23 protein-coding genes and 2 tRNA genes are annotated in these 20,731 nt (G+C 42.6%); 17 read left to right on the top strand and 8 right to left on the bottom strand.

Translation table 11 applies throughout. The features are described 5' to 3' along the window. Positions 1–34: 34 nt before the first annotated feature. From OCC_RS05375 to OCC_RS05370, 3 genes are all read left to right on the top strand, one after another. Positions 35–1,438, top strand: coding sequence for a hypothetical protein (locus OCC_RS05375; protein ID WP_004070066.1), 1,404 nt, complete (start codon positions 35–37; stop codon positions 1,436–1,438). 273 nt (positions 1,439–1,711) lie between these two features. Next, positions 1,712–1,873 carry a PIN domain-containing protein gene (locus OCC_RS13150; RefSeq protein ID WP_394296089.1) on the top strand — a complete coding sequence of 54 codons (162 nt, stop codon included), beginning with the start codon at positions 1,712–1,714 and terminating at the stop codon, positions 1,871–1,873. 5 nt (positions 1,874–1,878) lie between these two features. Further along, entirely contained in the window at positions 1,879–3,246 is a 1,368-nt protein-coding gene (locus tag OCC_RS05370; RefSeq protein ID WP_004070068.1) for an ArnT family glycosyltransferase, read from the top strand. On the opposite strand, the gene OCC_RS05365 is transcribed toward OCC_RS05370, so the two are convergent. Both OCC_RS05365 and OCC_RS05360 read right to left on the bottom strand, forming a co-directional pair. Continuing rightward, the gene (locus tag OCC_RS05365) at positions 3,236–4,297 is read right to left on the bottom strand and encodes a glycosyltransferase family 4 protein (RefSeq protein ID WP_004070070.1); all 1,062 of its coding nucleotides are present in this window, start codon (positions 4,295–4,297) and stop codon (positions 3,236–3,238) included. The genes OCC_RS05370 and OCC_RS05365 overlap by 11 nt on opposite strands. Next, positions 4,298–5,416: a glycosyltransferase family 2 protein gene (locus OCC_RS05360; protein ID WP_004070072.1), complete on the bottom strand. Its 1,119-nt coding sequence runs from the start codon at positions 5,414–5,416 to the stop codon at positions 4,298–4,300. A gap of 366 nt (positions 5,417–5,782) precedes the next feature. Here OCC_RS05360 and OCC_RS05355 point away from each other — a divergent pair, with 366 nt between their 5' ends. From OCC_RS05355 to OCC_RS05335, 5 genes are all read left to right on the top strand, one after another. Further along, positions 5,783–6,379 carry a TasA family protein gene (locus OCC_RS05355; RefSeq protein WP_004070074.1) on the top strand — a complete coding sequence of 199 codons (597 nt, stop codon included), beginning with the start codon at positions 5,783–5,785 and terminating at the stop codon, positions 6,377–6,379. A gap of 40 nt (positions 6,380–6,419) precedes the next feature. Further along, positions 6,420–7,268, top strand: coding sequence for an HAD-IIA family hydrolase (locus OCC_RS05350; protein WP_004070076.1), 849 nt, complete (start codon positions 6,420–6,422; stop codon positions 7,266–7,268). A gap of 26 nt (positions 7,269–7,294) precedes the next feature. Continuing rightward, positions 7,295–7,372: transfer RNA gene (locus OCC_RS05345), tRNA-Glu, on the top strand. Between the two features lie 6 nt (positions 7,373–7,378). Next, positions 7,379–7,456 (top strand) — tRNA-Ile (locus OCC_RS05340). A 42-nt stretch (positions 7,457–7,498) separates the two neighbouring features. After that, positions 7,499–9,469 (top strand): IGHMBP2 family helicase, encoded by a 1,971-nt coding sequence (locus OCC_RS05335; protein WP_004070078.1) that lies wholly within the window; start codon positions 7,499–7,501, stop codon positions 9,467–9,469. Here OCC_RS05335 and OCC_RS05330 read toward each other — a convergent pair. The 3 genes from OCC_RS05330 to OCC_RS05320 all read right to left on the bottom strand — a co-directional run bounded on the left by OCC_RS05330 (position 9,466) and on the right by OCC_RS05320 (position 12,620). Continuing rightward, a complete protein-coding gene (locus tag OCC_RS05330) occupies positions 9,466–10,011 on the bottom strand; it encodes an MFS transporter (RefSeq protein WP_171814835.1) in 546 nt (181 codons plus the stop codon). The two genes, OCC_RS05335 and OCC_RS05330, sit on opposite strands and share 4 nt — an antisense overlap. A 470-nt stretch (positions 10,012–10,481) precedes the next feature. Next, positions 10,482–11,180 (bottom strand): MFS transporter, encoded by a 699-nt coding sequence (locus OCC_RS05325; RefSeq protein WP_004069960.1) that lies wholly within the window; start codon positions 11,178–11,180, stop codon positions 10,482–10,484. 108 nt (positions 11,181–11,288) lie between these two features. Then, complete coding sequence (locus OCC_RS05320) at positions 11,289–12,620, bottom strand: leucine/methionine racemase (protein WP_004069959.1); 1,332 nt, start codon at positions 12,618–12,620, stop codon at positions 11,289–11,291. 137 nt (positions 12,621–12,757) lie between these two features. Here OCC_RS05320 and OCC_RS05315 point away from each other — a divergent pair, with 137 nt between their 5' ends. After that, positions 12,758–13,207 carry an Lrp/AsnC family transcriptional regulator gene (locus tag OCC_RS05315; RefSeq protein WP_004069958.1) on the top strand — a complete coding sequence of 150 codons (450 nt, stop codon included), beginning with the start codon at positions 12,758–12,760 and terminating at the stop codon, positions 13,205–13,207. On the opposite strand, the gene OCC_RS05310 is transcribed toward OCC_RS05315, so the two are convergent. Both OCC_RS05310 and OCC_RS05305 read right to left on the bottom strand, forming a co-directional pair. Then, complete coding sequence (locus tag OCC_RS05310; protein WP_004069957.1) at positions 13,204–14,472, bottom strand: cation:proton antiporter; 1,269 nt, start codon at positions 14,470–14,472, stop codon at positions 13,204–13,206. The two genes, OCC_RS05315 and OCC_RS05310, sit on opposite strands and share 4 nt — an antisense overlap. Further along, positions 14,436–14,960 (bottom strand): CBS domain-containing protein, encoded by a 525-nt coding sequence (locus tag OCC_RS05305; RefSeq protein ID WP_004069956.1) that lies wholly within the window; start codon positions 14,958–14,960, stop codon positions 14,436–14,438. The genes OCC_RS05310 and OCC_RS05305 overlap by 37 nt, the downstream gene beginning before the upstream one ends. A gap of 113 nt (positions 14,961–15,073) precedes the next feature. On the opposite strand from OCC_RS05305, the gene OCC_RS05300 reads away from it, so the two are divergent. The 8 genes from OCC_RS05300 to OCC_RS05265 all read left to right on the top strand — a co-directional run bounded on the left by OCC_RS05300 (position 15,074) and on the right by OCC_RS05265 (position 20,112). Further along, positions 15,074–15,586: a hypothetical protein gene (locus OCC_RS05300; protein WP_004069955.1), complete on the top strand. Its 513-nt coding sequence runs from the start codon at positions 15,074–15,076 to the stop codon at positions 15,584–15,586. After that, complete coding sequence (locus tag OCC_RS05295; protein WP_004069954.1) at positions 15,576–16,301, top strand: cytochrome c biogenesis CcdA family protein; 726 nt, start codon at positions 15,576–15,578, stop codon at positions 16,299–16,301. The genes OCC_RS05300 and OCC_RS05295 overlap by 11 nt, the downstream gene beginning before the upstream one ends. Positions 16,302–16,344: 43 nt before the next feature. Then, entirely contained in the window at positions 16,345–16,815 is a 471-nt protein-coding gene (locus tag OCC_RS05290; RefSeq protein ID WP_004069953.1) for a hypothetical protein, read from the top strand. A gap of 111 nt (positions 16,816–16,926) precedes the next feature. Beyond that, positions 16,927–17,172, top strand: a complete 246-nt coding sequence (locus tag OCC_RS05285; RefSeq protein ID WP_004069952.1) for a PQ-loop domain-containing transporter — start codon at positions 16,927–16,929, stop codon at positions 17,170–17,172. A 251-nt stretch (positions 17,173–17,423) separates the two neighbouring features. Beyond that, positions 17,424–18,146: an SDR family NAD(P)-dependent oxidoreductase gene (locus OCC_RS05280; protein ID WP_004069951.1), complete on the top strand. Its 723-nt coding sequence runs from the start codon at positions 17,424–17,426 to the stop codon at positions 18,144–18,146. A 31-nt stretch (positions 18,147–18,177) separates the two neighbouring features. Beyond that, the gene (locus OCC_RS05275) at positions 18,178–18,639 is read left to right on the top strand and encodes a DUF2284 domain-containing protein (RefSeq protein WP_004069950.1); all 462 of its coding nucleotides are present in this window, start codon (positions 18,178–18,180) and stop codon (positions 18,637–18,639) included. A 10-nt stretch (positions 18,640–18,649) separates the two neighbouring features. After that, positions 18,650–19,129, top strand: a complete 480-nt coding sequence (locus OCC_RS05270; RefSeq protein WP_004069949.1) for a hypothetical protein — start codon at positions 18,650–18,652, stop codon at positions 19,127–19,129. Continuing rightward, on the top strand, positions 19,114–20,112 hold the full coding sequence (locus OCC_RS05265) for a PIN domain-containing protein (RefSeq protein ID WP_004069948.1): 999 nt from the start codon (positions 19,114–19,116) through the stop codon (positions 20,110–20,112). Before OCC_RS05270 ends, OCC_RS05265 begins: the two co-directional genes overlap by 16 nt. Here OCC_RS05265 and OCC_RS05260 read toward each other — a convergent pair whose 3' ends face one another. Next, positions 20,113–20,709: a hypothetical protein gene (locus OCC_RS05260; protein WP_020953680.1), complete on the bottom strand. Its 597-nt coding sequence runs from the start codon at positions 20,707–20,709 to the stop codon at positions 20,113–20,115. It abuts the gene before it with no gap. Between the last annotated feature and the right edge of the window lie 22 nt (positions 20,710–20,731).

Below are 20,731 nucleotides of genomic sequence, written 5' to 3'. Positions count from 1 at the left end.
TAATCTGAGCTCTCTACGGAAGGGGTGATTCACAATGAAAAAGCTAATCGCTCTAATGTTCATCGCTATGCTTTTCACTTTTGCTTTAGCTCAAGAGAAGTGGCAGGGTAACGGGGTTAATATAGAGCACAACGGCACTACTCTAAAAGCAACATCCACGAGGGAGGGCTTTAACACCCTAATCTCCCCACAATTTCCAATAAATACAACCCTAAAATACTCCTTCTCGATAAAGGGCGAAAACACAAACGGCGTTTTAGCGGAGATTGCTTATTTTAATGAAAATAGAACTTTCATATTTGCTAAGAACGTTACGTTCATAGGAAAGGGCTCATTTGGATTGAAAAATGTAGAAATAACGGCCACTCCATTCAAAGAAGCCAAATTCTCTTCCCTGGTGATTGTAATAAACGGCATTGGGACGGTTTATCTTGATAACTTCACCGTTAGTGAAGTCAAGCCAATAGAAAAACCAAAGACAGAGAGCACGACCCAAACTAAAACAGAACCCCCAGTTACTCAAGAAATCAAAAAAGAAACCATAACAAATGAAAACCTCCAAAAGCTTCTAATTGACGATGAAGATATCAAAGTCGAAATCTTCCTGAACAAAACCTACCACCCTAGAGACACAATAAGAGCAGACTTCTACATAACCAATAAACGAGGAGTAGTTAATGAAATAGATATAAAGCTTGAGGTTTACTACTTTGGAATTAAGGTTTTCTCCTATGAACATCCATCCTGGCGTGAATACAGCGAGGGAAAGACAATTCATATCTTTCAGGAGTCTAAGCTTCCAATAATAACTCCTCCTGGAAAATACACTCTAAAGTTTTACATAACACCAGTAGGCAGGGAAACAAAAGAGGTAGAGACGACAATAACCGTAAAGCCAAACCTTGAATGGGCTTTATTTATTCTATTCTTAGCACTTTCTCTCATTGGAGTTGCTTTCTTGATCAAAAAACACTGGAAATTACTAGCTAAAACCTACAAAGGGTTTTCAATTGGACAGAGGTTTGTGTTCTTTGCAGTAGTGGGACTAATAATAGCAGCAGTTATCTTAGCGCTCGGAGCTGAAAACTATGCCAACGATGTAGCAATTGTAGTCTATTACCTCCTCCTCATCGGCATCCTAAATGAGTGGATTGAGTATCTAGAGCCCAAGTGGGATAGAAAAGAAGTGAGGGAAGTTATTAGCATTTACTTACTCGCATTGTTGATGTACCTGTCAAAGGACACTTTTACAGTTTATCCAGCGATAGCGATTTTTGCCCTTGGAACAGTTGTTGGGATATTAAGACTGAAACCAAAGACAATGAAGCTTTCTCGGAAGTTGAACCCACAAAGAAAAGGAGGTATTGAAGAAATCGAGATAGTGGGGGAAACAGAGGAAGGGTTCATAATCCATGAAACAAAGAGCGAGAACAAATGAGAAGGGAATTACCAAGATTGTATACGAAGAGAAAGTTTTAAATAGTCCCATAAATCTCCGGGAGAAGATCAAAGCAAAGCTTTTTAATCCTTCTGAGTTTAGATGGATACAGAGATTTAAAGGTTGATTTTGAGAGAGCTAAGGGAGCTGAGAGAAGAATGGAAAAGGGACATTTAATCGATACAAACATTCTGATCTATTACTTGGCTGACGCAATCCCAGAGAGGAATCAATAAAATAAAGGAAATCCTTAAAAAATTGCAAACTTAACCAATAGACCTAAGGTATAAATATAAAATTAAGCTCCCGGATACAGTAATCACTGCAACAGCACTTTATCATGACTTAATCCTTGTAGCAAGAAATGAAAAAGACTTTAAGAAAGTTAAAGAATTGAAAAGGGTGATAGCACACCACCAAGAAAACTGGGGGTAAACTCCATGGAGAACAAGAATAAACTAATCCTGCTTTGGTTCATTATAATTTTTGTTCCATTATTCACTTTAAGACTCTTTCAAGACGAGATGCTGTACCTAAACATATCAAGAAAAGCCCTTCACCTTGAATTCCTGCCTAGATCCTCACTCGTTTTCATCCTAACGTCCCCATTGATGGCATTTGGTAGCGTTGATCTTAGAGTATTTCTACCAAGAGCGGCAACCGCCTTTGTAACTCTAATGGACATAATCCTAATCTATAGCATAGCCAAAAGGTATTACGGAGAAAAAACCGGATTCTTAAGCTCTCTAATGTTCCTTTTTTCGTTTGTTGCCCTGAGGTACGGTGCAAGATATACTCTAGAACCATGGGGAACGCTCTTCGTACTCGTGACAATCTATTATTTCGGGGAGAAACCTCTTACAGCCGCTCTTTCAATTGGCTTGGCATTTTGTGCAAGAGAAACATGGCTTACAACATATCCCTTCTTTTTGATATATGCATGGAGAAAAAACAGAAAGGAATTCCCAAAAATCTTGGGGGTTTCAGCGCTGCCAATAGCTTTGAATTTGCTGTTTATGGCATCGATTAGCTTGTATGGGAGCCCTCTAAGCTACAATGCACGAGATGCCTTAAAGTGGGGGATCAACAACGTTGTGCTAAGGTTGGCGAGGGGATGGCTTGAATTTGTATTTGCTTATTTACTAATAGTTATTGGGTTTTTGTATGGGGTAAAGAAGGACAAATTCCACAGAGATATTTTGTTGTTGGTGCTGCCTTCCATAATAACCCTGAATGGGGTTAATGGTTTCATCCTTAACGGTCCGTTTGAGCGCTACACTTTTGGGCCTCTGGCCTTAATGAGCATCTTCTCTGGTTATGGGATAATCCAGCTTTACAACAATTTAAAATCCAAAACTAAACTTTTGAACATTTTGGCAGTAGAGAAATGGGTCACTTTATTTTTGATTGCCCAATTTATCTTTTTCAATATCGCTGTTCTAGAGCTCAGCGACATAGGGGCAAAGGGGATCCAGGACTACGGCTACTGGTACGATAGAGAAGTTTTCGAGATTTTAGAAGAAAAAGCTGATCTGGAGGAATTTTTCGTGGGAACCCCTCATCCGGCTCTCCTTGGTTTTGAGAATTGGAAGTGGGCAGATAGGAATATACAAAAGGCCGTAGAGCTCGACCCGGACTGGTTGATAACATTCGAAAGCTGGGTGAATTTTAGAGAAAATCCCCAAGAAATCGAGGAGTTAGAAATCTATTCTGCAGGCCCCTATTTGCTAATTCACGCCAAAGAAGAAGGTGCCATAAAGAAGTACGTCGTTTCAAGTGATTTAAAGCTCTGGAAATTCAGGAAATGAAGCGCTTAATTGTTTTTCTCCCAATTATTGCCATTTTTCTCCTTATTTTTTCATTCCTTAGCAAAAATAGAATTTTTTCAGCTAGGTCTCTCTCATCCAATCCCGTGAGAAGCCCACCCTTTCCGTCTTCAACGATTACTGGGAATTCTCCAACTTTACTAACCACAACCGGGGTTCCTAACGCCAGAGCCTCCAGGACAACAATTCCAAAGGCCTCACTTTTAGACGACGGTAGAACCAAGAGTTTAGCTGATTTGTAACGACGTATCAGTTCTTCTTTGCTTACATATCCGAGAAATTCAACGTTTTCTTCCAAGTTTAGCTCCTTGACCAACCTTTTGTACCATTCAATTAAATCTCCACTACCAACTACAACAAGTTTAACGTCATAAAGTTCTTTTTTAACAAAGACCAACGCTCTTAACACCAATTCCAGATTCTTCCACCTGTGAAACTTACCAAGTTGCCCAACAAAGAGAATGGTATTCCCTTCACCTTTAAAGTTGGGCTTGGCGAGAATAAAATCTTCGTCAATTTTTGGGTATTTCACTTTCGAATAAAACCCCTTTTCCCATAAAGTCCTCTGGACATAGCGGGAAACTGATACTACCTCAGCATTTCTAAGCGTTATTTTTTCAACCGTTCTTTCATACAATCCAGCCCAGAAATCGACCCAAGAACCTTTCTTTAGATCTCCGGTATGATAAACAATTATTAAAGGCTTTTTCAATAGCTTTGCAACTAAAGAAGCCACATCTGCAAAAAACGGCACTGGGGTATGGGCAATTATAACGTCAAAATTCTGTCTCTTCACCATCCTCAAAAGCTCAAAGGGCAGGAAAACTCTAATTGGAGTGTTTGAAAGAATAAAGTTCGGTTTTTTTCTTAAAACTTTAATCCCGCCAATTTTTTCGAACATTTCCTTTAGTTTTGTTGCACAAATAACAACCACTTCATTCTCTTCACCAAGCTCTTTTGCCATTTCGTAGGCATACCTTTCCAGTCCGCCCCCTTCTGGATAAAAATAAGGAGCAACCATTAGAATCTTCATTTAGAGTTCCTCCTTCAGCATTAGAGAACTAACAAAAAACGAGAAAAATATCAGCTGGATACTTAGGGCTATCAGCGTTAGCACTATTACGGCAGATTTTATTTCAAACAACTCACCATATCCAGTAGCCCTCCACTTCAAGAATATCCTAATCCCCAATATCAAACCCACAACAAACAATATTCCTCCAATCACGAGACCCTCTTCCAAAATTGAGTACCTCATGAAAAACTTCGTGATTTTATCAGGCTTATCTAATCCTTCCTTAGCGGCATAAACTTTTCCCGAAATTCCAAAGTTTATCACCTGGAATCCCACTATAATCAAAAGGCTTCCTAGAATCATAGTATGTATTCTCAGCGGGTTGGTATTGTAAGCGTAGGCCAAAAGAACAATACCAAAGACAATCAAAAACACTCCCGGAAGCAAGAAAAGATAAGACGGCGAATACAGAAGCATCAGCCTTAAATGTCTCCACCCATCCCTAAACGAACTGAGTTTAGACTCTCCAATCCTTGGATGATAGGTTATAGGAACTTCTCGAATCCTCAAGCCAGCTTTTGCCGCTTCTATAACCATTTCGCTTGCAAATTCCATCCCACGACACTTTAGAGGAAGCTTTTGCAACGCGTCTTTTGTTATTGCCCTGAAGCCACAGTGAGCATCAGAAACTCCCACCTTGAAAAATATATTGAGAACCTTCGTTAGGAGCGGATTACCAATGTATCTATGAAGCCATGGCATTGCACCGGGTTTAATAACTCCCTTAAGCCTGGTCCCAATGACGAAATCTGCCTCACCTTTTAGTAGAGGTTCCAACAACTTTGGAATCTCGCGAGGGTCATAACTCCCATCCGGATCAAGCATCACAATGTAATTCCCTCTTGCCACTTTGAATCCCTCAAGATAGGCATCTCCATAACCTTTTCTCTTCTGGCGAATTACCTTTGCACCTAATTCAGCCGCAATTTTTGGGGTTTCATCAGTGCTTTTATCCACCACAATTATCTCATAAGGAAGGTTTAATCTCTCTAGGGTTTCCCGTATCTGCGGGATAGTTATTTTCACAGCATCTTCCTCATTCATTGTGGGTAAAATTACAGAGACCTCAACCGCCATTTACGACCCTCTCATAAAAGTTTTCAGTTAACTTTGTTATGTTGTCCCCAGTCATAGTCCTTAGCATTTTTTGATGTAGTTCTTTTTAAGTTTTCTATAATCTAAGTAGTTCTTTTGGAATATTACTTTTTTCTTTTGAAAGCCTCGCCCTTCAGGGCGGGGAGGAGGCCAGAGTAATCATAGGCACCCCTGAAGCGTTTATTAAAGATATTCTCACCAGCACATGCTTTAACGATTAGAGATTTAATCTTTCGAACTTAAAAATAAATGAATAAATTATTAATTATCTAGTAGTACAACTCAATAGAAATCTTTTTAATTAATAAATTACAAATATAAATTGTAAACACTCTCCCGGTGAAGCCTATGAAAAGAGAATTGGGATTTATACTCATAGGGCTTTTACTAGGCGCATTAGGCTTCAAGATAGGGATGGCAATATTCAGCGACGTGAGCACCTCAGAAAACAACGAAATTTCCACGGGAGAGTTTGACATCAGAATAAGCAAGACCGGAAACACTTTCTACAACGACTTAAAGCTGTTTGAGTTTGACGACTTAAAACCTGGAGATAAAGTAAAGGTGGAGTTCTACATAAAAAACAGCGGAGATTTTAATATCTCTAAGATACTGATAATTCCCCACATCCAAGACTTGGAAAATGGAGATCTCACCGATGCAGAGGCATTGGTAGACTCAACCTCTAAAGGAGGAGAGCTCAGCAAGAACCTTATACTGGAATGGATAGTCATAACGGTAGAAAACCAAACCTACACTTCAAGCGATTATTCTGGAAAGACCCTCTTCGAGTTAAACAACCAATCAATATCAATCCTCACCTTCCCTCTTGCGCCGTCAGAAGTAGCCAAGGTTTCGATGTTCTTCCTCGTGAACCCCAATGCAGGCAATGAGATCCAAAAAGACCTATGCTTAGTTTCCCTTCAAATTTACGCAGAGCAGTGAATTTTTAAACTCTCTTTTCCTTTCTTTCTTGGTGCTAGTTATGATCGGAATCATTTTTGACATGGACGGGGTAATCTACAGGGGAAAAGAACCCATTGAAGGAGCAAATGAGGTTATCAAGTTTTTAAAAGCGAATAAAATCCCATTCATTTTTCTCACCAATAACTCCACAAGAAATGCAAGAATGTACAAAGAAAAGCTCCAAAAGATGGGAATTGACGTTGAGGAAGAGCAAATAATAACCTCCGGTTATGCAACGGCTAAGTATTTGAGCAGAAACTTTGAGAGGGGCAACGTTTTTGTAATCGGTGGAGAAGGACTTCTGGAAGAGATAAAATCAATAGGCTGGCCCGTAATAAGCGTTGAAAACGCAAAGGAACGGTGGAGGGAAATAAAATACGTTGTAGTTGGTCTTGATCCAAAGCTGACCTACGAAAAGCTCAAATACGGCTGTTTGGCCATAAGAAATGGTGCGCTCTTTATAGGGACTAACCCCGACACAACTTACCCAAGCGAAGAGGGCATTTTGCCCGGGGCTGGTTCGATAATTGCCGCTCTAAAAGCTGCAACAGAGAGGGAACCCTTAATAATTGGCAAGCCCAACAAGCCAGTTTTTGAAGTTGTAAAAGAGAAGCTGAACGCCGATGAAATCTGGATTGTAGGGGATAGGTTGGACACAGATATAGAGTTTGCTAAGAGAATAAACGCCAAAGGGATAATGGTGCTCACAGGGGTTAATACACTCGAGGACATCGAAAAGAGCAAAGTAAAACCCGACATTGTTATGCCAAGCATTAAGGAGCTCATAAAATATCTGGAGGTCTACTTGGAAGAATGCCAAAGAGTAAATGAGCACTCTCATGCGAGCGGAGCATCGAAAGATTTATAAATTAATTTTTGGTTATCAACATCGACGCCCCGGTGGTGTAGCCCGGTCAATCATGCGGGACTCTCGATCCCGCGACCCGGGTTCAAATCCCGGCCGGGGCACCAAACAATGGGCCCGTGGCTCAGCCTGGTCAGAGCGCCCGCCTGATAAGCGGGAGGTCCGGGGTTCGAAGCCCCGCGGGCCCACCAAAACGCTCTTCTACAAGAGTTTTACACGTCCAGTGATGGATCATGCACGTCAAAAGCTACATTGCAAAACTAATCGAGCTTGTCGAGCTTGAGCGAGAGGCTGAGATAGAGGCAATGCGCGAAGAGATGCGCAGGCTTAGGGGTTACGAGAGAGAAAAGCTTGGTAGAGCTATTTTAAACCTCAATGGAAAGATAATCGGTGAGGAATTCGGCTTTAAGCTCGTCAAGTATGGAAGAAAGGAGCCATTTAAAACAGAGATAAGCGTTGGAGATTTAGTCCTCATAAGCCGAGGAAATCCTCTAATGAGTGACCTTGTTGGAACCGTTGTTGAAAAGGGGAGCAGGTTTATTGTTATCGCCTTGGAATCAGTTCCCTCCTGGGCTTTGAGAAACGTTAGAATAGACCTCTACGCAAACGATGTAACCTTTAGAAGACAGATAGAGAACCTAAAACGCCTCAGCGAAAATGGCATTAAAGCTTTGAAGCTCATCCTAAAACAAGAAAAACCCATGAAGAGCATCCCCCAAGAATTTGAACCTTTCGATAAAAACCTCAACCCCACACAGAGAAAAGCTATAAATCTCGCCCTTGGTAGTGAGGACTTCTTCTTAATCCATGGCCCCTTTGGAACTGGAAAGACGAGAACTCTTGCAGAGCTCATCCTCCAAGAAGTCAAGAGAGGAAGCAAAGTTCTCGCAACAGCTGAGAGCAACGTCGCAGTTGACAACCTCGTGGAGAGACTCTGGGGAAAGGTTAAGCTCGTTCGATTAGGCCACCCTTCGAGAGTCTCAAAGCACCTGAAGGAATCAACCCTTGCATTTCAGGTTGAGAGCCACGAGCGATACAGAAGGGTCAGAGAGCTTAGAAATAAAGCAGAGAGACTGGCCATGATGAGAGATCAACACAAGAAACCTACACCAAGCCTTAGAAGAGGGTTAACCAACAAGCAGATCCTAAAGCTGGCCGAGAAGGGCAGAGGGGCAAGGGGAGTCCCCGCAAAGGATGTTAAGGAGATGGCTCAATGGATAGTGCTAAACGAAGAGGTGCAGAAGCTCTACAAGTTTGCCGGAAAGATAGAGGAGGAGATAATCAGAGAAATAATCGACAAGACGGATGTGATCTTGAGCACAAACTCCTCTGCAGCTCTTGAGTTCATAAGGGATGTGGAGTTCGATGTTGCGATAATAGATGAAGCATCCCAAGCAACAATTCCGAGTGTTTTAATTCCAATCGCAAAGGCAAAACGCTTCGTCCTTGCGGGAGATCATAAGCAGCTACCCCCAACAATTCTAAGCGAAGAGGCAAAGGAGCTCAGCGAGACGCTTTTTGAAAAGCTCATTGATCTTTACCCAGAGAAAGCGAAGATGCTCGAAATACAGTACAGGATGAACGAGAAGCTCATGGAGTTTCCGAGCAGGGAGTTCTACAATGGCAAAATAAAAGCGGATGAAAGCGTGAAGAACATAACTCTGGCTGACCTGAAAGTTAGAGAACCGTTTTTCGGAGAGCCCTGGGACTCAATTCTGAAAAGAGAAGAGCCGCTCGTTTTTGTCGATACAGCGGAGAGAAGAGACAAGTGGGAGAGGCAGAGGAAAGGCTCAACCTCAAGAGAAAATCCGCTTGAGGCACTCTTGGTTAAAGAGATAGTGGAGAAGCTTTTTAGAATGGGAGTTAAAGAAGAGTGGATAGGGATCATTACACCCTACGACGACCAGGTGGATTTGATACGCTCCTTAGTAGGAGAAGAAATCGAAGTTCACACGGTTGATGGGTACCAAGGAAGGGAGAAAGAAGTGATAGTATTGTCTTTTGTCAGGTCAAACAAGGAAGATGAACTGGGATTTTTAACTGATCTGAGAAGGCTTAACGTTGCTCTAACAAGGGCAAAGAGAAAGCTGATTGCAATTGGCGACAGCGAAACCCTAAGTACCCATCCAACATACAAACGCTTTTTGGAGTTCGTGAAAAGGCATGGGAGATACATAAAGCTCGGGAATGCAGAGATACATTAATTTTTCCTCCTTATTTGTGGAAGAACTGAGAATGGGGACACAAACGAAAGACCTATTATGCTGAAAAGCGGAACCACCGCCAAAAGGCTCATTGAAGATGCCAAGGCAAAGTTTAAGGTAAAATCCATTTGTGATGCCACAAAACCTCCAGCCAAGCTTCCCAAAACAAATCCGCTGGAGTTTATCAAGTTTGCAGTTGCCAAAACGCTCCCCTGTTCTTTTGGAGAACTCATCCTCCCTATGAGGGAAGTTGATGAAACGCTTATGTAAGACCAAGAGCAGCCCCAGAGAACGTAGCTTCCAGCGGCTGAGATGAGCAAAGCATAAGGAACGTTAAAGGGAAGCAGCAATAAGAGAACCCCAATGCTTCTAAAGAGGTATCCTTGCATTAATGCTAAGGCTGGATTCTTGGATTTAAGCTTTAGCCCAACCCTCTGATAGAGCATCGCCGAAGTTGAGGAGTTTAAGAGCGCCAATCCGAAGACCTCTTGACCCGTAAGTCCGCTCTTTATTAAAAATACCGGAAGTTGAGTGGCATACATACCCAATGACACCCAGAAAAAGAGGGAAGAGAGATAGAAGCCACTGAACTTTGAGGAAACCCTCAACTTTGTGGCTGACCTCCTCCCCGCCGTGAACGGTGAGGGTTCCAACGAGCTAACCCCTCGCCAATAGCGGGAAGGTTTACGGGCGACTCATTCCCTACTCCCGTTGCCGGTTTCGGTTCAGCCCGAGGGCACGGTCTTGTGCCCGTTACCCCTACCGCAAAGCGGTTCGGGGTTATGGTTTAGAGGCCAAACCTTAGTTTTCTGTCCACCCACTTGGGCAGTTCTCAAGAGGACGCCTGTCGGCGTCCAAACCACTCCAAGCGGAGTGGTAACGTGAAACCCCTGCTTTGGGCTTGTTTTCAGTGGCCTCTTCGAGGCCTTATTATATTGCAAAGTATTTAAGGGTTTCTATTTGAGTGGTTAAATTTCCGAATACTGCATCCCCGCCCTAAAGGACGAGGCTTTCAGAAGAGTAAGTGAATGATAAAGTTCGGAAGATAACGACCCTTCTGAATAACCTGGGTCACAAGGGGCTTTATGTTAGCCCTATGGAGATAAACCGGAGCTTCTCTGATCGTTTTCAAAGCTATAACAAACCCCGGAACGTTTACTACAGCAAAGAGAAGGAAGAGTTGCTTAAAACTTAAAAATCTAATGAGCGTGAAGCCTACTAAAAGCCCCACAACCCACGCCCAGCCACCGATTTTGTTGAACTTCCCTACAGCCTCGTCCCATCTTGTCTTTCTCACGTTTCTAAAGAGGAGAACAACTGGTATCGAAACAGTGGAAGCTAAGAAAAATGAATAGACCGCGTTGATTAAAAGAAGATCCCAAAAACTCCCTGCAAACGCCAACAGGCTCAGAAAGATTGAAGTACTTAAAAGACCCATTAAAATAAAGGCTTTTCTTTTAAGCATTTTATCGCTCAATCTGCCCCAGAATATCGTCCCTATAGTGGAGGCAAAGGTCGAGAGTGCGTTCAATAGTCCTATCTCTCCTGCCCCAGCGCCGAGATGCATAGCATAGAGGGGAACGACTTGAGAAGAGCCACCTGTGGCTATCTTAAAGGGCACGAAGGCATAAAACCACCTAGGCATTTGGGTGTTCTGGGCTATTAGGGATGCCTTTCTTGCCTGCATGCTTGTGGCTACTTTTTTCTTCATCTTCCTCACCTTGCTACTCTCCCGCCGAAAGAAAAGCATTTTATAAATTTTTGGGAAGCAAAAAGTGCTCCAATGTCCAAAAAAGAGCAGTAAATAGAAAAAGAAAAGCTACCAGCCGTGAACAAACTTCAAAGCTTCATCCCCAACTCTGCCCTCTTCAACGTCGGCTATTGCTCTTTCAAGCTTATCAAGGCCCTCATCGAGGGTCTCTTTCTCAATCGTTAGTGGAGGTTGTATCCTCAGGACGTTCCCTTGTAGGAAAGCAACGATTAATCCAAGCTCATAAGCCCTCCAGACGACCTTCTTGGCTTCATCATATGCCCTCTCTTTAGTCTCCCTGTCCTTAACTAAATCAACTCCTATCATAAGGCCTTTTCCTCTCACATCGCCAATTAGCTCATACTCCTCTTTCATCTTTCCAAGTCGTTTCATAGCATAGCTTCCAAGCTTTTCCGCCCTCTTCAAGAGATCTTTTTCTTCGATCTCCTCAATGACGGCAAGAGCCGCCCTGCTCGCTACGGGATTTCCGATTAAGGTAAAGGCGTGCCCTAGAGGGGGAAGAGAATCCATGATCTCAGCCCTTCCAACTACGGCACTTATTGGCAAGCCACCACCAAGGGGCTTCGCTACGGTTATTATGTCCGGCTTAACTCCAAAATGTTCTATGGCAAACCATTTCCCAGTTCTCCCAAGACCGCTCTGAACTTCATCTACAGCTAAAAGAATCCCATGCTCATCGAGGATTCTTTTGACCCTCTTGAAGTAATCCTCGGGAGGTACGACCATTCCGGCATCGCCTTGAATCGGTTCGGCAAACAAAGCGGCAACACCATCTGCATAAACTTCTCCCTCAAACTTCGCCTTGATATACTCGACGCACTCCATTTTACACGAGTTTCTTTCTTTTCCAAAGGGACATCTGTAGCAATCCGGATAAGGAATGTAGTGAACGTCGCTAAGCTCTCCCACCAACGCTCTCACGTGAAAGTCCAAGCCAGTTATGCTTGATGCACCGTAAGTTGAGCCATAATAACTCTTAAGATAGCTTAAAAGGGTTCTCCTTTTGGTATAAGCCCGGGCAAACTTTATTGCTCCGTCGTTTGCATCACTTCCGCTTAAACCAAAGGCTATTTTTGGCTCTTCAATTGGGGAAATTTCAGCAAGCTTTTCCGCGAGTAGAAGGGGCTCAAGTGTAAAGCCGTAGATAAAAGTGAAGTGAATAAGCCTCTCAGCCTGTTCTTTTATTGCCTTGACAACCTTCTCGTTGTTGTGACCAACGTTTTGAACGGCTGCATCGCTTAAAAAGTCTATGTACTCCCTCTCCTCAATGTCCCACACCTTTGCGTTTTTAGCTTTGACCGCAACTATTGGGGCATAGGTTACACGGGAAGCCTTCGGAAAGATTCGTGAATATCGCTCTATAATTTCCTCCTTTCTCAATTCTCCCACCGAATTAAATATGCGTTTGAAATTAATAGCATTTTCGGTCAAATTTTGCGTAATCTGACAAAAATACCACAAAACATTTAAAATTCAACAGTATAATATTTAAATAAAATGCTAATTAGGTGAACAAAATGAAATTGGATGAAACAGATAAAAACATCCTAAGGTTGCTTCAAGAAGACGGGAGGATGAGCTATTCCGAGATAGCCCGGAGAATAGGAATACCCGAATCAACCGTAAGGCTTAGGGTAAAAAAGCTTATTGAAGAAGGAGTAATAAGAAAGTTCGCCGCCTTAATAAACCCCTTCAAAGCGGGCTACAACATAGTGGCGTTTATAGCCGTTGACATCGAGCCCAACAAAATCAAAAAAGCCGTTGAAGAGCTTTCCAAACTTCCGGAAGTTGATGTTTTGGGAATAGCCACCGGAGCACACGACGTATTAATGCAGGTAACCGTGAAAGACCTCCAAGAACTTGAGAGCTTTCTAATAGAAAAGCTGGGAAAAATCGAAGGAATAAAGAGCACGGAAACCTCAATCTTAACAAGCGTTAAAAAATGGGGATATGCACGGGTATTTTAGCGATTCCTCCTTGGTCTCTTCAATATTGATATTCTTCTCCTTGTCTCCTGCACTGCCTCTACTCTCTTCTCGGCTTTTCCTTGCTTCATAGCCTCAACTTCCTCTTTAAACGCCCACTTGAGTAACGGTGGGGTTATTAGAACAGAAACAGTTATGAAAATCAGCGTAGCTGCAATGAACTTTGGGGCATCGCTTTCTGGGATTGCGCCTCCGTGAATTGCTACCATAAGGTCAACAAGCGCCACTTCAGTCCTTGGGATTGAAGCAATACCCATCTGGAGGGACTTTTTAGCGCTCCACCTCATAATCATAGCCCCTATTCCCCTGCCGAGAACTTTTCCAATAACTGCAATTGTGGTTAAAACCCCTGCAAGGGAAAGAGCTTCAAAGCTGGTAAAAACCCTTAAATCAAGCATCGCCCCGGTGTACACGAAGAACACAGGGACCAAAAACCCATAGGCTATTGCCCTCACGTCTTCCATTATCCTTTTGCCCTCTGGAAGTTTTGATAAAACTAGGCCAGCCATAAAAGCCCCTTCTATAGCAGCATCGAACCAGTGCTCCGCCAAAGCAGAGAAGAGAAACATCAAAGCGAGCACCATGCCAAGGACTCCTTTCTCCACATGCAGCCATTCTGAAAAGCGAATGTATTTTTCTATCGTATACCACGCAACTAAACCCGTGATAATGAAGAAGACAGCCATCTTGCTTATTAATCCTAAAATGCTTCCAGTACCAACTGCGAAGATGATCAAAGCTATTCCAAGGAAGTCATCCATAACGCTCGCACTCAAAGAAGCCGCTCCGACATCACTCCTCAAAACCCCGAGATCCATCATTACCCTAACAGTTATTCCTATGCTGGTTGCCGTTAGTAGAACTCCCCCAGCAAATGCTTCCCTAGAAGGATATCCCATTAGCTTGAGTCCAAAGTACCCAAGAACCAGAGGGACAAAAACTCCCGTGAGGGTAGAAACAGTTGCAACAGCACCGGTCTTTTTGAGCATCTCAACATCCGTATCAAGACCGCCCAAGAAGAGGAGAAAAATTATGCCCAAGCGAGCAAGAAATTCAAAGGTTTCATCTGAATGAAGGGTAAGGTATTCGGGCTTTATCAGACCAAAATATATCAGATTCCCCAATATCATGCCCATCAGTATCTCGCCCAAAACTCCGGGAAGCTCAAAGCGCTCCATTAAATGATCTCCAATCTTTCCAAAGATAAGGGCTACTCCGAGGGTGAAGAGGATCCACTCTGGAGCCATTGCACACCACCTACCTTCATCAGTCTTAGGAACTCGTCAATGAGCAACCTCAGGCTTATTTCTCCCTTCAGAGTATTGTTTTCATCGACAATCGCCAAGATTTGCACTTTGTACCTTCTCATCCTTGTAAGGGCATCTAGAACTGTGGCATCTTCGTCTATTGTCATTACATTGCGCTCCATGACATCAGCCGCTTTTTCCGCCCCTCCTAGAATGGATTTAAAAACTGCACTTATGTTGCCCAGCCTTGCCTTTGTGTTCTCCGGCGGAAGGAGAATAGACAGGACATCAAGATACCGTATAACCCCCTCAAGCTTCATTTCATCCCTGTTGTTTACAACCCACACGTGGTGTCTTGTCCTGAGCAGCTTAAGCACATCAACGATAGGAGAATCAGCAGTAACAATTGGCATCGAGGGTATCGACGGCATTATATCCTTCAACTTCATCGAATAAAAAGTTTGAAGGGCTTTCTCGACGTCACCCATATTTTCACCACCATTCATCTATTTTGGAAGTTCTTAAAAAGATGCGTGCCAAAAAATTTACATCTCTAAACATTTATAACCCACAAAGCATATCCCCGAATTAGGTGAGTTTCATGAAAAAAGTTCTAACGGGGTTGCTGCTTGTACTGGTAGTGCTTACCAGCATGTGTATATCTGACAATCCCTCATCTTCATCGTCCCCCAGCACAGCAACAGAAACGTTCACACTAGATAAAGCAAAGTTCCACTTTTACATGTACGGACTGGCAACATGCCCCCACTGTAAGAAAATGAAAGAAGATATTCCAGAGTTTTTCGGGGAAGAGGCTTTAACATACTACGAGTTGCAGGGAAACGAACATAACGGAAAGATGTTTGAACAGCTCTATGAAATCCTTGGAGTAACTGGCGTTCCGGTAATAGGAGTATTCTACGAAGGAAAGCTCTATGCAATAGTGAACGGAGAATTTCCAGTGGACTACGCCGACGACCTTGTCGAAGAAGCCAAAAAAGCTGAGGGAGTCCTTTTTATAACTGACAAGACGTATCTAATCCCGGAAAACCAGACCGAAATCATTAATAAGCTTGAATATATTTTCACCAATGGTGAGCCGAGTGAGGTCTGAAATCAAGGCCCTCATGTTGATAATTTTGTCTTCAATTGGATTAACAGCGGGGATATTGGCAATTCTCGGGTTGAAGAACTTAATCTACCCTCTACTCGCACTGGCAGGTGCTGATTCAATAAACCCCTGTACGTTCGTCATTTACACCATGCTTCTCATAGCCCTATCCCTCAAAGAAAACATCTCCAAAAGAAGAATCTATGCCGTTGGACTGGCCTTTGTTGCTGCAGTTTACATCTCATACTACCTCCTCGGGATTGGTCTGGTGATACTTACGAAGACAATCCCGGTATGGGTCGCAGGAGTGGTTTCAATAGCATTCGGCGCTTACACATTTGTAACCGGCTATATGGAAAAAAGCAGGATAGCAAAGAAGAAAGAAGTTAGAAAAAGCATATTCAGCAGGGAAGCAACCCTCTTTGGAGCTTTCTCTCTCGGCATCATAATATCCTTTACACTCCTCCCGTGTTCCTCGGGAACTTATCTGGCATATGCAATCCTTATATCCAAAGTAGGGAGAAGCCTAACCCTGATCCTCCTGGCACTTTACAACATCATCTTTGTCCTCCCGCTGCTCATAATACTCTTCACGGTCGGAAGCATAACGGAGAGCAAATCAATCTCACAGAGAATAGTCCAAAAGTCCAGAGAGCTTTCAATGATTGCAGGAACATTGCTGATACTCCTTGGAATATACGTTATTCTTGGGATGTAGGAAAGCTTAAATTTTCCAAATGCAAAACTTATTTGGTGTTTGCATGCAGGAATGGTACCAGTCACGGGCCCTTTACGAAACCGTCTCAAAACTCATAAAGAGAGGTGACTTTGAGAACGCACTTCAAATTGCAGAGTCGATTCCCGACAAGGGGATAAGGGCAAAGTCAATGTCAATGCTAACGGTAGAGATGGCAAAGCAGGGAAGAGACTACCATGATGCTCTCAACCAAACAATAGAAGCTATCTTTGAAATTGAAAACGATGAGAGTATCACTAAAGCCCTCATGAGCCTGGCTTTCGAGTTTCTTGGGCTTGGTAAACCAGACGAAGCTTTAAAAATAGCCGGACTTATAAGAGATATCTCCAACAGGTCAAAAATACAGGCTGAGGTGGCATTAGCCCTCGCAAGAGAGGGAAAGATTCAGGAGGCGTTTAAGATTATTAACGATATTCTCGATGAAGACGTTAAAACATGGGCAACCTCAAAACTCGCCTCCGAATTAAAGTATTGACATTCTTTTGATTATTTTGCGCTTTTCTTTTTTAGGAATACACCTGTAATAGTCCACAATCTTTTTTAAACAGTGTTAATAGTCCTCGGTGCAAGAGAGGGAGGTGATAAAATGAAGGAACTCGTGGGACTCATAGGCATGCTTCTTCTCGTGAGTTCTTGGGTGCCCCAAACATGGGAAACAATCAAAAACAAGAGATGTCCACTAAACTTGGAGTTTGTTCTGGTTTACGTTACTGCCTCAACACTGCTCGCAATCTATTCGTATCTAATAGGGGACTGGGTATTCCTAACCCTAAACTCCCTGGCAGCCCTCCAGAGTGGTGTCAATCTCTACGTTAAGCTGAGATACAAATGATTACCTTCTCTCATTCCAACAAGCCCCCAAATCGAATTACGTGCCCTTTTCAGGGCCTTTTCTAAATCCTCCTTGCCTGCTCCAGGTTTTAGGTTGAGGGTTAATCTTTCCAAAATCGTTCTTTCCTTGAATGACTTTGAATGGTTTTCATGTTTCAATATTATGATTAAGAACGTAAAAGCATTTCGGCATTGTTCCTTTACTTGATAAAGCTTTTATGGCACTTTCCCAAATCTATTTTGGTGATCGACATGGAGTTGAAAGGAAAAGTGGCTTTAGTGACCGGGGCCTCTCGGGGAATAGGAAGGGCAATTGCAGTTGCTCTGGCAAAGAAGGGATGTAATGTAATCATAAACTATGCAAAGGATGAAGAAAACGCAAAGAAAACCGAAGAAATGTGCAGAGCTTATGGTGTAGAAACCCTCGTAGTCAGGGCAGATGTAAGCAACAGGGAAGAAGTCAGAGAGATGGTAGAAAAAGCTATCCAGAAGTTTGGAAGAATTGACATCCTAATCAACAATGCCGGAATCCTTGGAAAGACAATAAACCCAATAGAGATAAGCGATGAAGAGTGGGACAAGGTTTTGGGGGTCAACTTAAAGGGAGCCTTCATAGTTACGCAAGAAGTCCTCAAATACATGAAGAAAGGCAAAATAGTCAACATAGCCTCAATAGCCGGTAAAGACGGGGGAACTGTAGGAACCCACTATGCAGCATCAAAAGGAGGGTTGATAGCACTCACTTTTAATCTCGCGAGGCATTTGGCACCGAACATTTTAGTAAATGCCGTTGCCCCAGGACCTGTCGCAACTGATATGATAAATGAAGAGATGAGAGAAAGGCTAAGAAAGCTTTCATTAACCGGGGAGATAGCCAAGCCAGAAGATATAGCTCATGCGGTTATTTTTCTGCTAGAAAATGACCACATAACTGGGGAAGTCGTTGATGTTAACGGAGGCCGCCTGATGGATTAAATTTTTATTGAGATTTTTCAATTTTTCCTTTATGAGGGTAATCTGGGAGAAAGAGATAGCAGCAGAGGAAATTATTGTTTCACCAAGACCAGTGTGGAAGTGCAGAAGTTGCCCAGTCTATGGAAAAAGCCCTTCCTGCCCACCTTATGCTCCTCCATGGAAGGAAACGAAGGAACTGGTAAAACATTATAAGCAGGCACTTTTGATAAAGTTTGAGGTCAATTTCGAGAATTTTGAAGAAGAAAAGAGAAAGGTGTTGGATTATATTCTGAAGAGAGAAGAAGAGCTGTTCAAAAGTGGGAACTTCTATGCAACAGCACTATTTCCGGGAAACTGCAACCTCTGTGAAGAGTGTGAATTCGAAAGAAGTGGAGAGTGCAAAATGCCAAGTAAGGTAAGGCCCTCAATAGATGCCGTGGGGATAGAGCTCTCAAAAATAGTCAAGCTCGACTTCTCCGAAAGTGTTTTGTATGGGCTCATTCTTATAGATTAAAGTGGAGCCTATGAAGGCATACATCACAATGCTCGGAAGGTCAACGTGGGCCATGATAAACTCCTATTATGCCGTGGTTATGCAGGGCTATAGGCCAGACAAGATTTACATCTTTCTGGAAGATATCTATTCTGAAAAACTCCCCAAAGCCGTTGAAGCCCTGAAGATAATTTCCAGTGAATACGGCTTTTCTCCGGAGATAGAATGGGTGGTAATAGAGGAAGACAACTTTCTCGAGGCGGATGAGAAGATAGGAGAACTCCTCAAAAAGCTGAAAGAAGAAGGGTATGAGGTTTCTGTTGACATAACCTCTGGAAGGAAAGCCTTAGTGGCTGGGGCTGCTATCCATGCACTTCCACTGGAAGTGGAACACCTCTTCTACCTCTCACTCAGAGACTTGGAATACGCAAATAGACCTTACATGATGATCCCTCTGCATATCCAAAAACTAAAGGACTTTATGGAGGGCAGAAGATGGAAAAGATTATAGAGAAGCCAGAGCTCCAGATACTCATCAACTTAATCCAGATGAGAGGCAGAATAAGAGTGAGCAGCCCCCTCTACAACATTCCGCTTTTAGAGGCGTTTCCCTACAGAGAAAGGTACAAAATAAGAGTGTTAGCCAAAGAAGACGAATTTCATAAAGTACTTCGAGGAAAAGAAAGGTATCTATATGATCTTTCCACATACAGAGACTTTTATGAGTGCTTCCTTTCCAGTGGAATCGTAAACTACGCAAACATTGATGAGTTCCAAGAAAAGCTTAACGCATATAAGAGCCTCACGAAAAGAATAATCTTTGCCCCGGATACCAACCTATTGTACCATGCGTTTTTATCCAAGCTCAAGGGAGCGGAGGGAATCCAGATAGCAATAGTGGATTTAGTAAAGAAGGAAATAGAAAACTCAATGAACTTCAAGTACAAACCAGCACAACTAAAAGAGCTGAGGAAAATTCTCCACAATTCGCATTTGCTCCAAGAATTTAGCAACAGGAGGATGAAGAAATCGAGGAAAGCTGCGTACATAGCCCTAAAAGAATACGAAAAGATAAAAGACAAAATAATAGAGGTAAAAAGCATTGATGAAAAGGCAAACACAAACGACGAACTGATAATAAAGACCTTGAAGGAATTCGATAAAAACACCCCAGCACTCGTAGTTCTCTTAACGGCAGATATCGCAATGACTGACATAGCAAAACTTGAAGGAGTTGAATATTTTCTCTTTGAATATCCCCACGAAGAGCTAAGCGAACACTACGCAACCGGCTATCAGCTGAGGACCCTAATCTTCAATTTGGCGGCAGTTTTTGGTGTTATAGAAATGAACAACGTGCTTTTGTTTGGCGAATTTAGGGGAAAAACTGGGCTAAACGAATTGAAGTTAATCTTCAAGAAGGACATACATCAAGAGTTTCATTTCCACTGGAACTTGTGCAGAAGGCTGATGGAATTGAAAATTGAAGGGTAGTTAAAAGTAACCAATATCCTCTTTCGGGCTTTTAGTCTCAATTATCTTTTCCAAGAATTCCTCGGCATCTTTTGGATCCATCCCGACCTTAACTACCAAGAAGTTCAGAATTTCTTCTTTTTTGGCACCCTTTTCAAGTCTTTCCAGCACCATCATTGCAACTCTCTCAAAAACTGCCCTAGCGAACTCTTCTTCAAGTCCCAAGGCAGCTATTACTTGATTCAAACCTATCAAGAGACTTGTAAGAGCATCGTTAAATTCCCCTTTTCCAAGAGTTTTCCTGTCCAAGTCAACCCTCAAGGTTATCTCCTCATTTATCCCAGTTATGCAGAACTTTATCAGATTTAGCCTATCGTTCAGCAACAAGAGGGTATGGTAAACTTTCAAGCGCTCCGGCAGTTCTAAGGCGAATGTTTCTAATCCGAGAGGAACTATGAGGTGAACGAACTCATCAGTTATTACTATGTTGAGAACAAAGGGAATTTTTGGGTATTCTGCCAAATAAATCCCTTCTGCTTTTTTTGTCACTTTCCAAGGAAGGTCCACTATATCCCTCGCATTGTCATGTCCTTCTTCCAACCATTTGAGTACTTCCACAGGAACCACCATATGAAGTTGA

Origin of the sequence: Thermococcus litoralis DSM 5473 (assembly GCF_000246985.2) — an archaeon.
In the GTDB taxonomy this organism is placed as follows: Archaea; Methanobacteriota_B; Thermococci; order Thermococcales; family Thermococcaceae; genus Thermococcus_A; species Thermococcus_A litoralis.
Note: the sequence above shows the minus strand (reverse complement) of the source record. Positions and strands in the feature narration are given on the sequence as shown.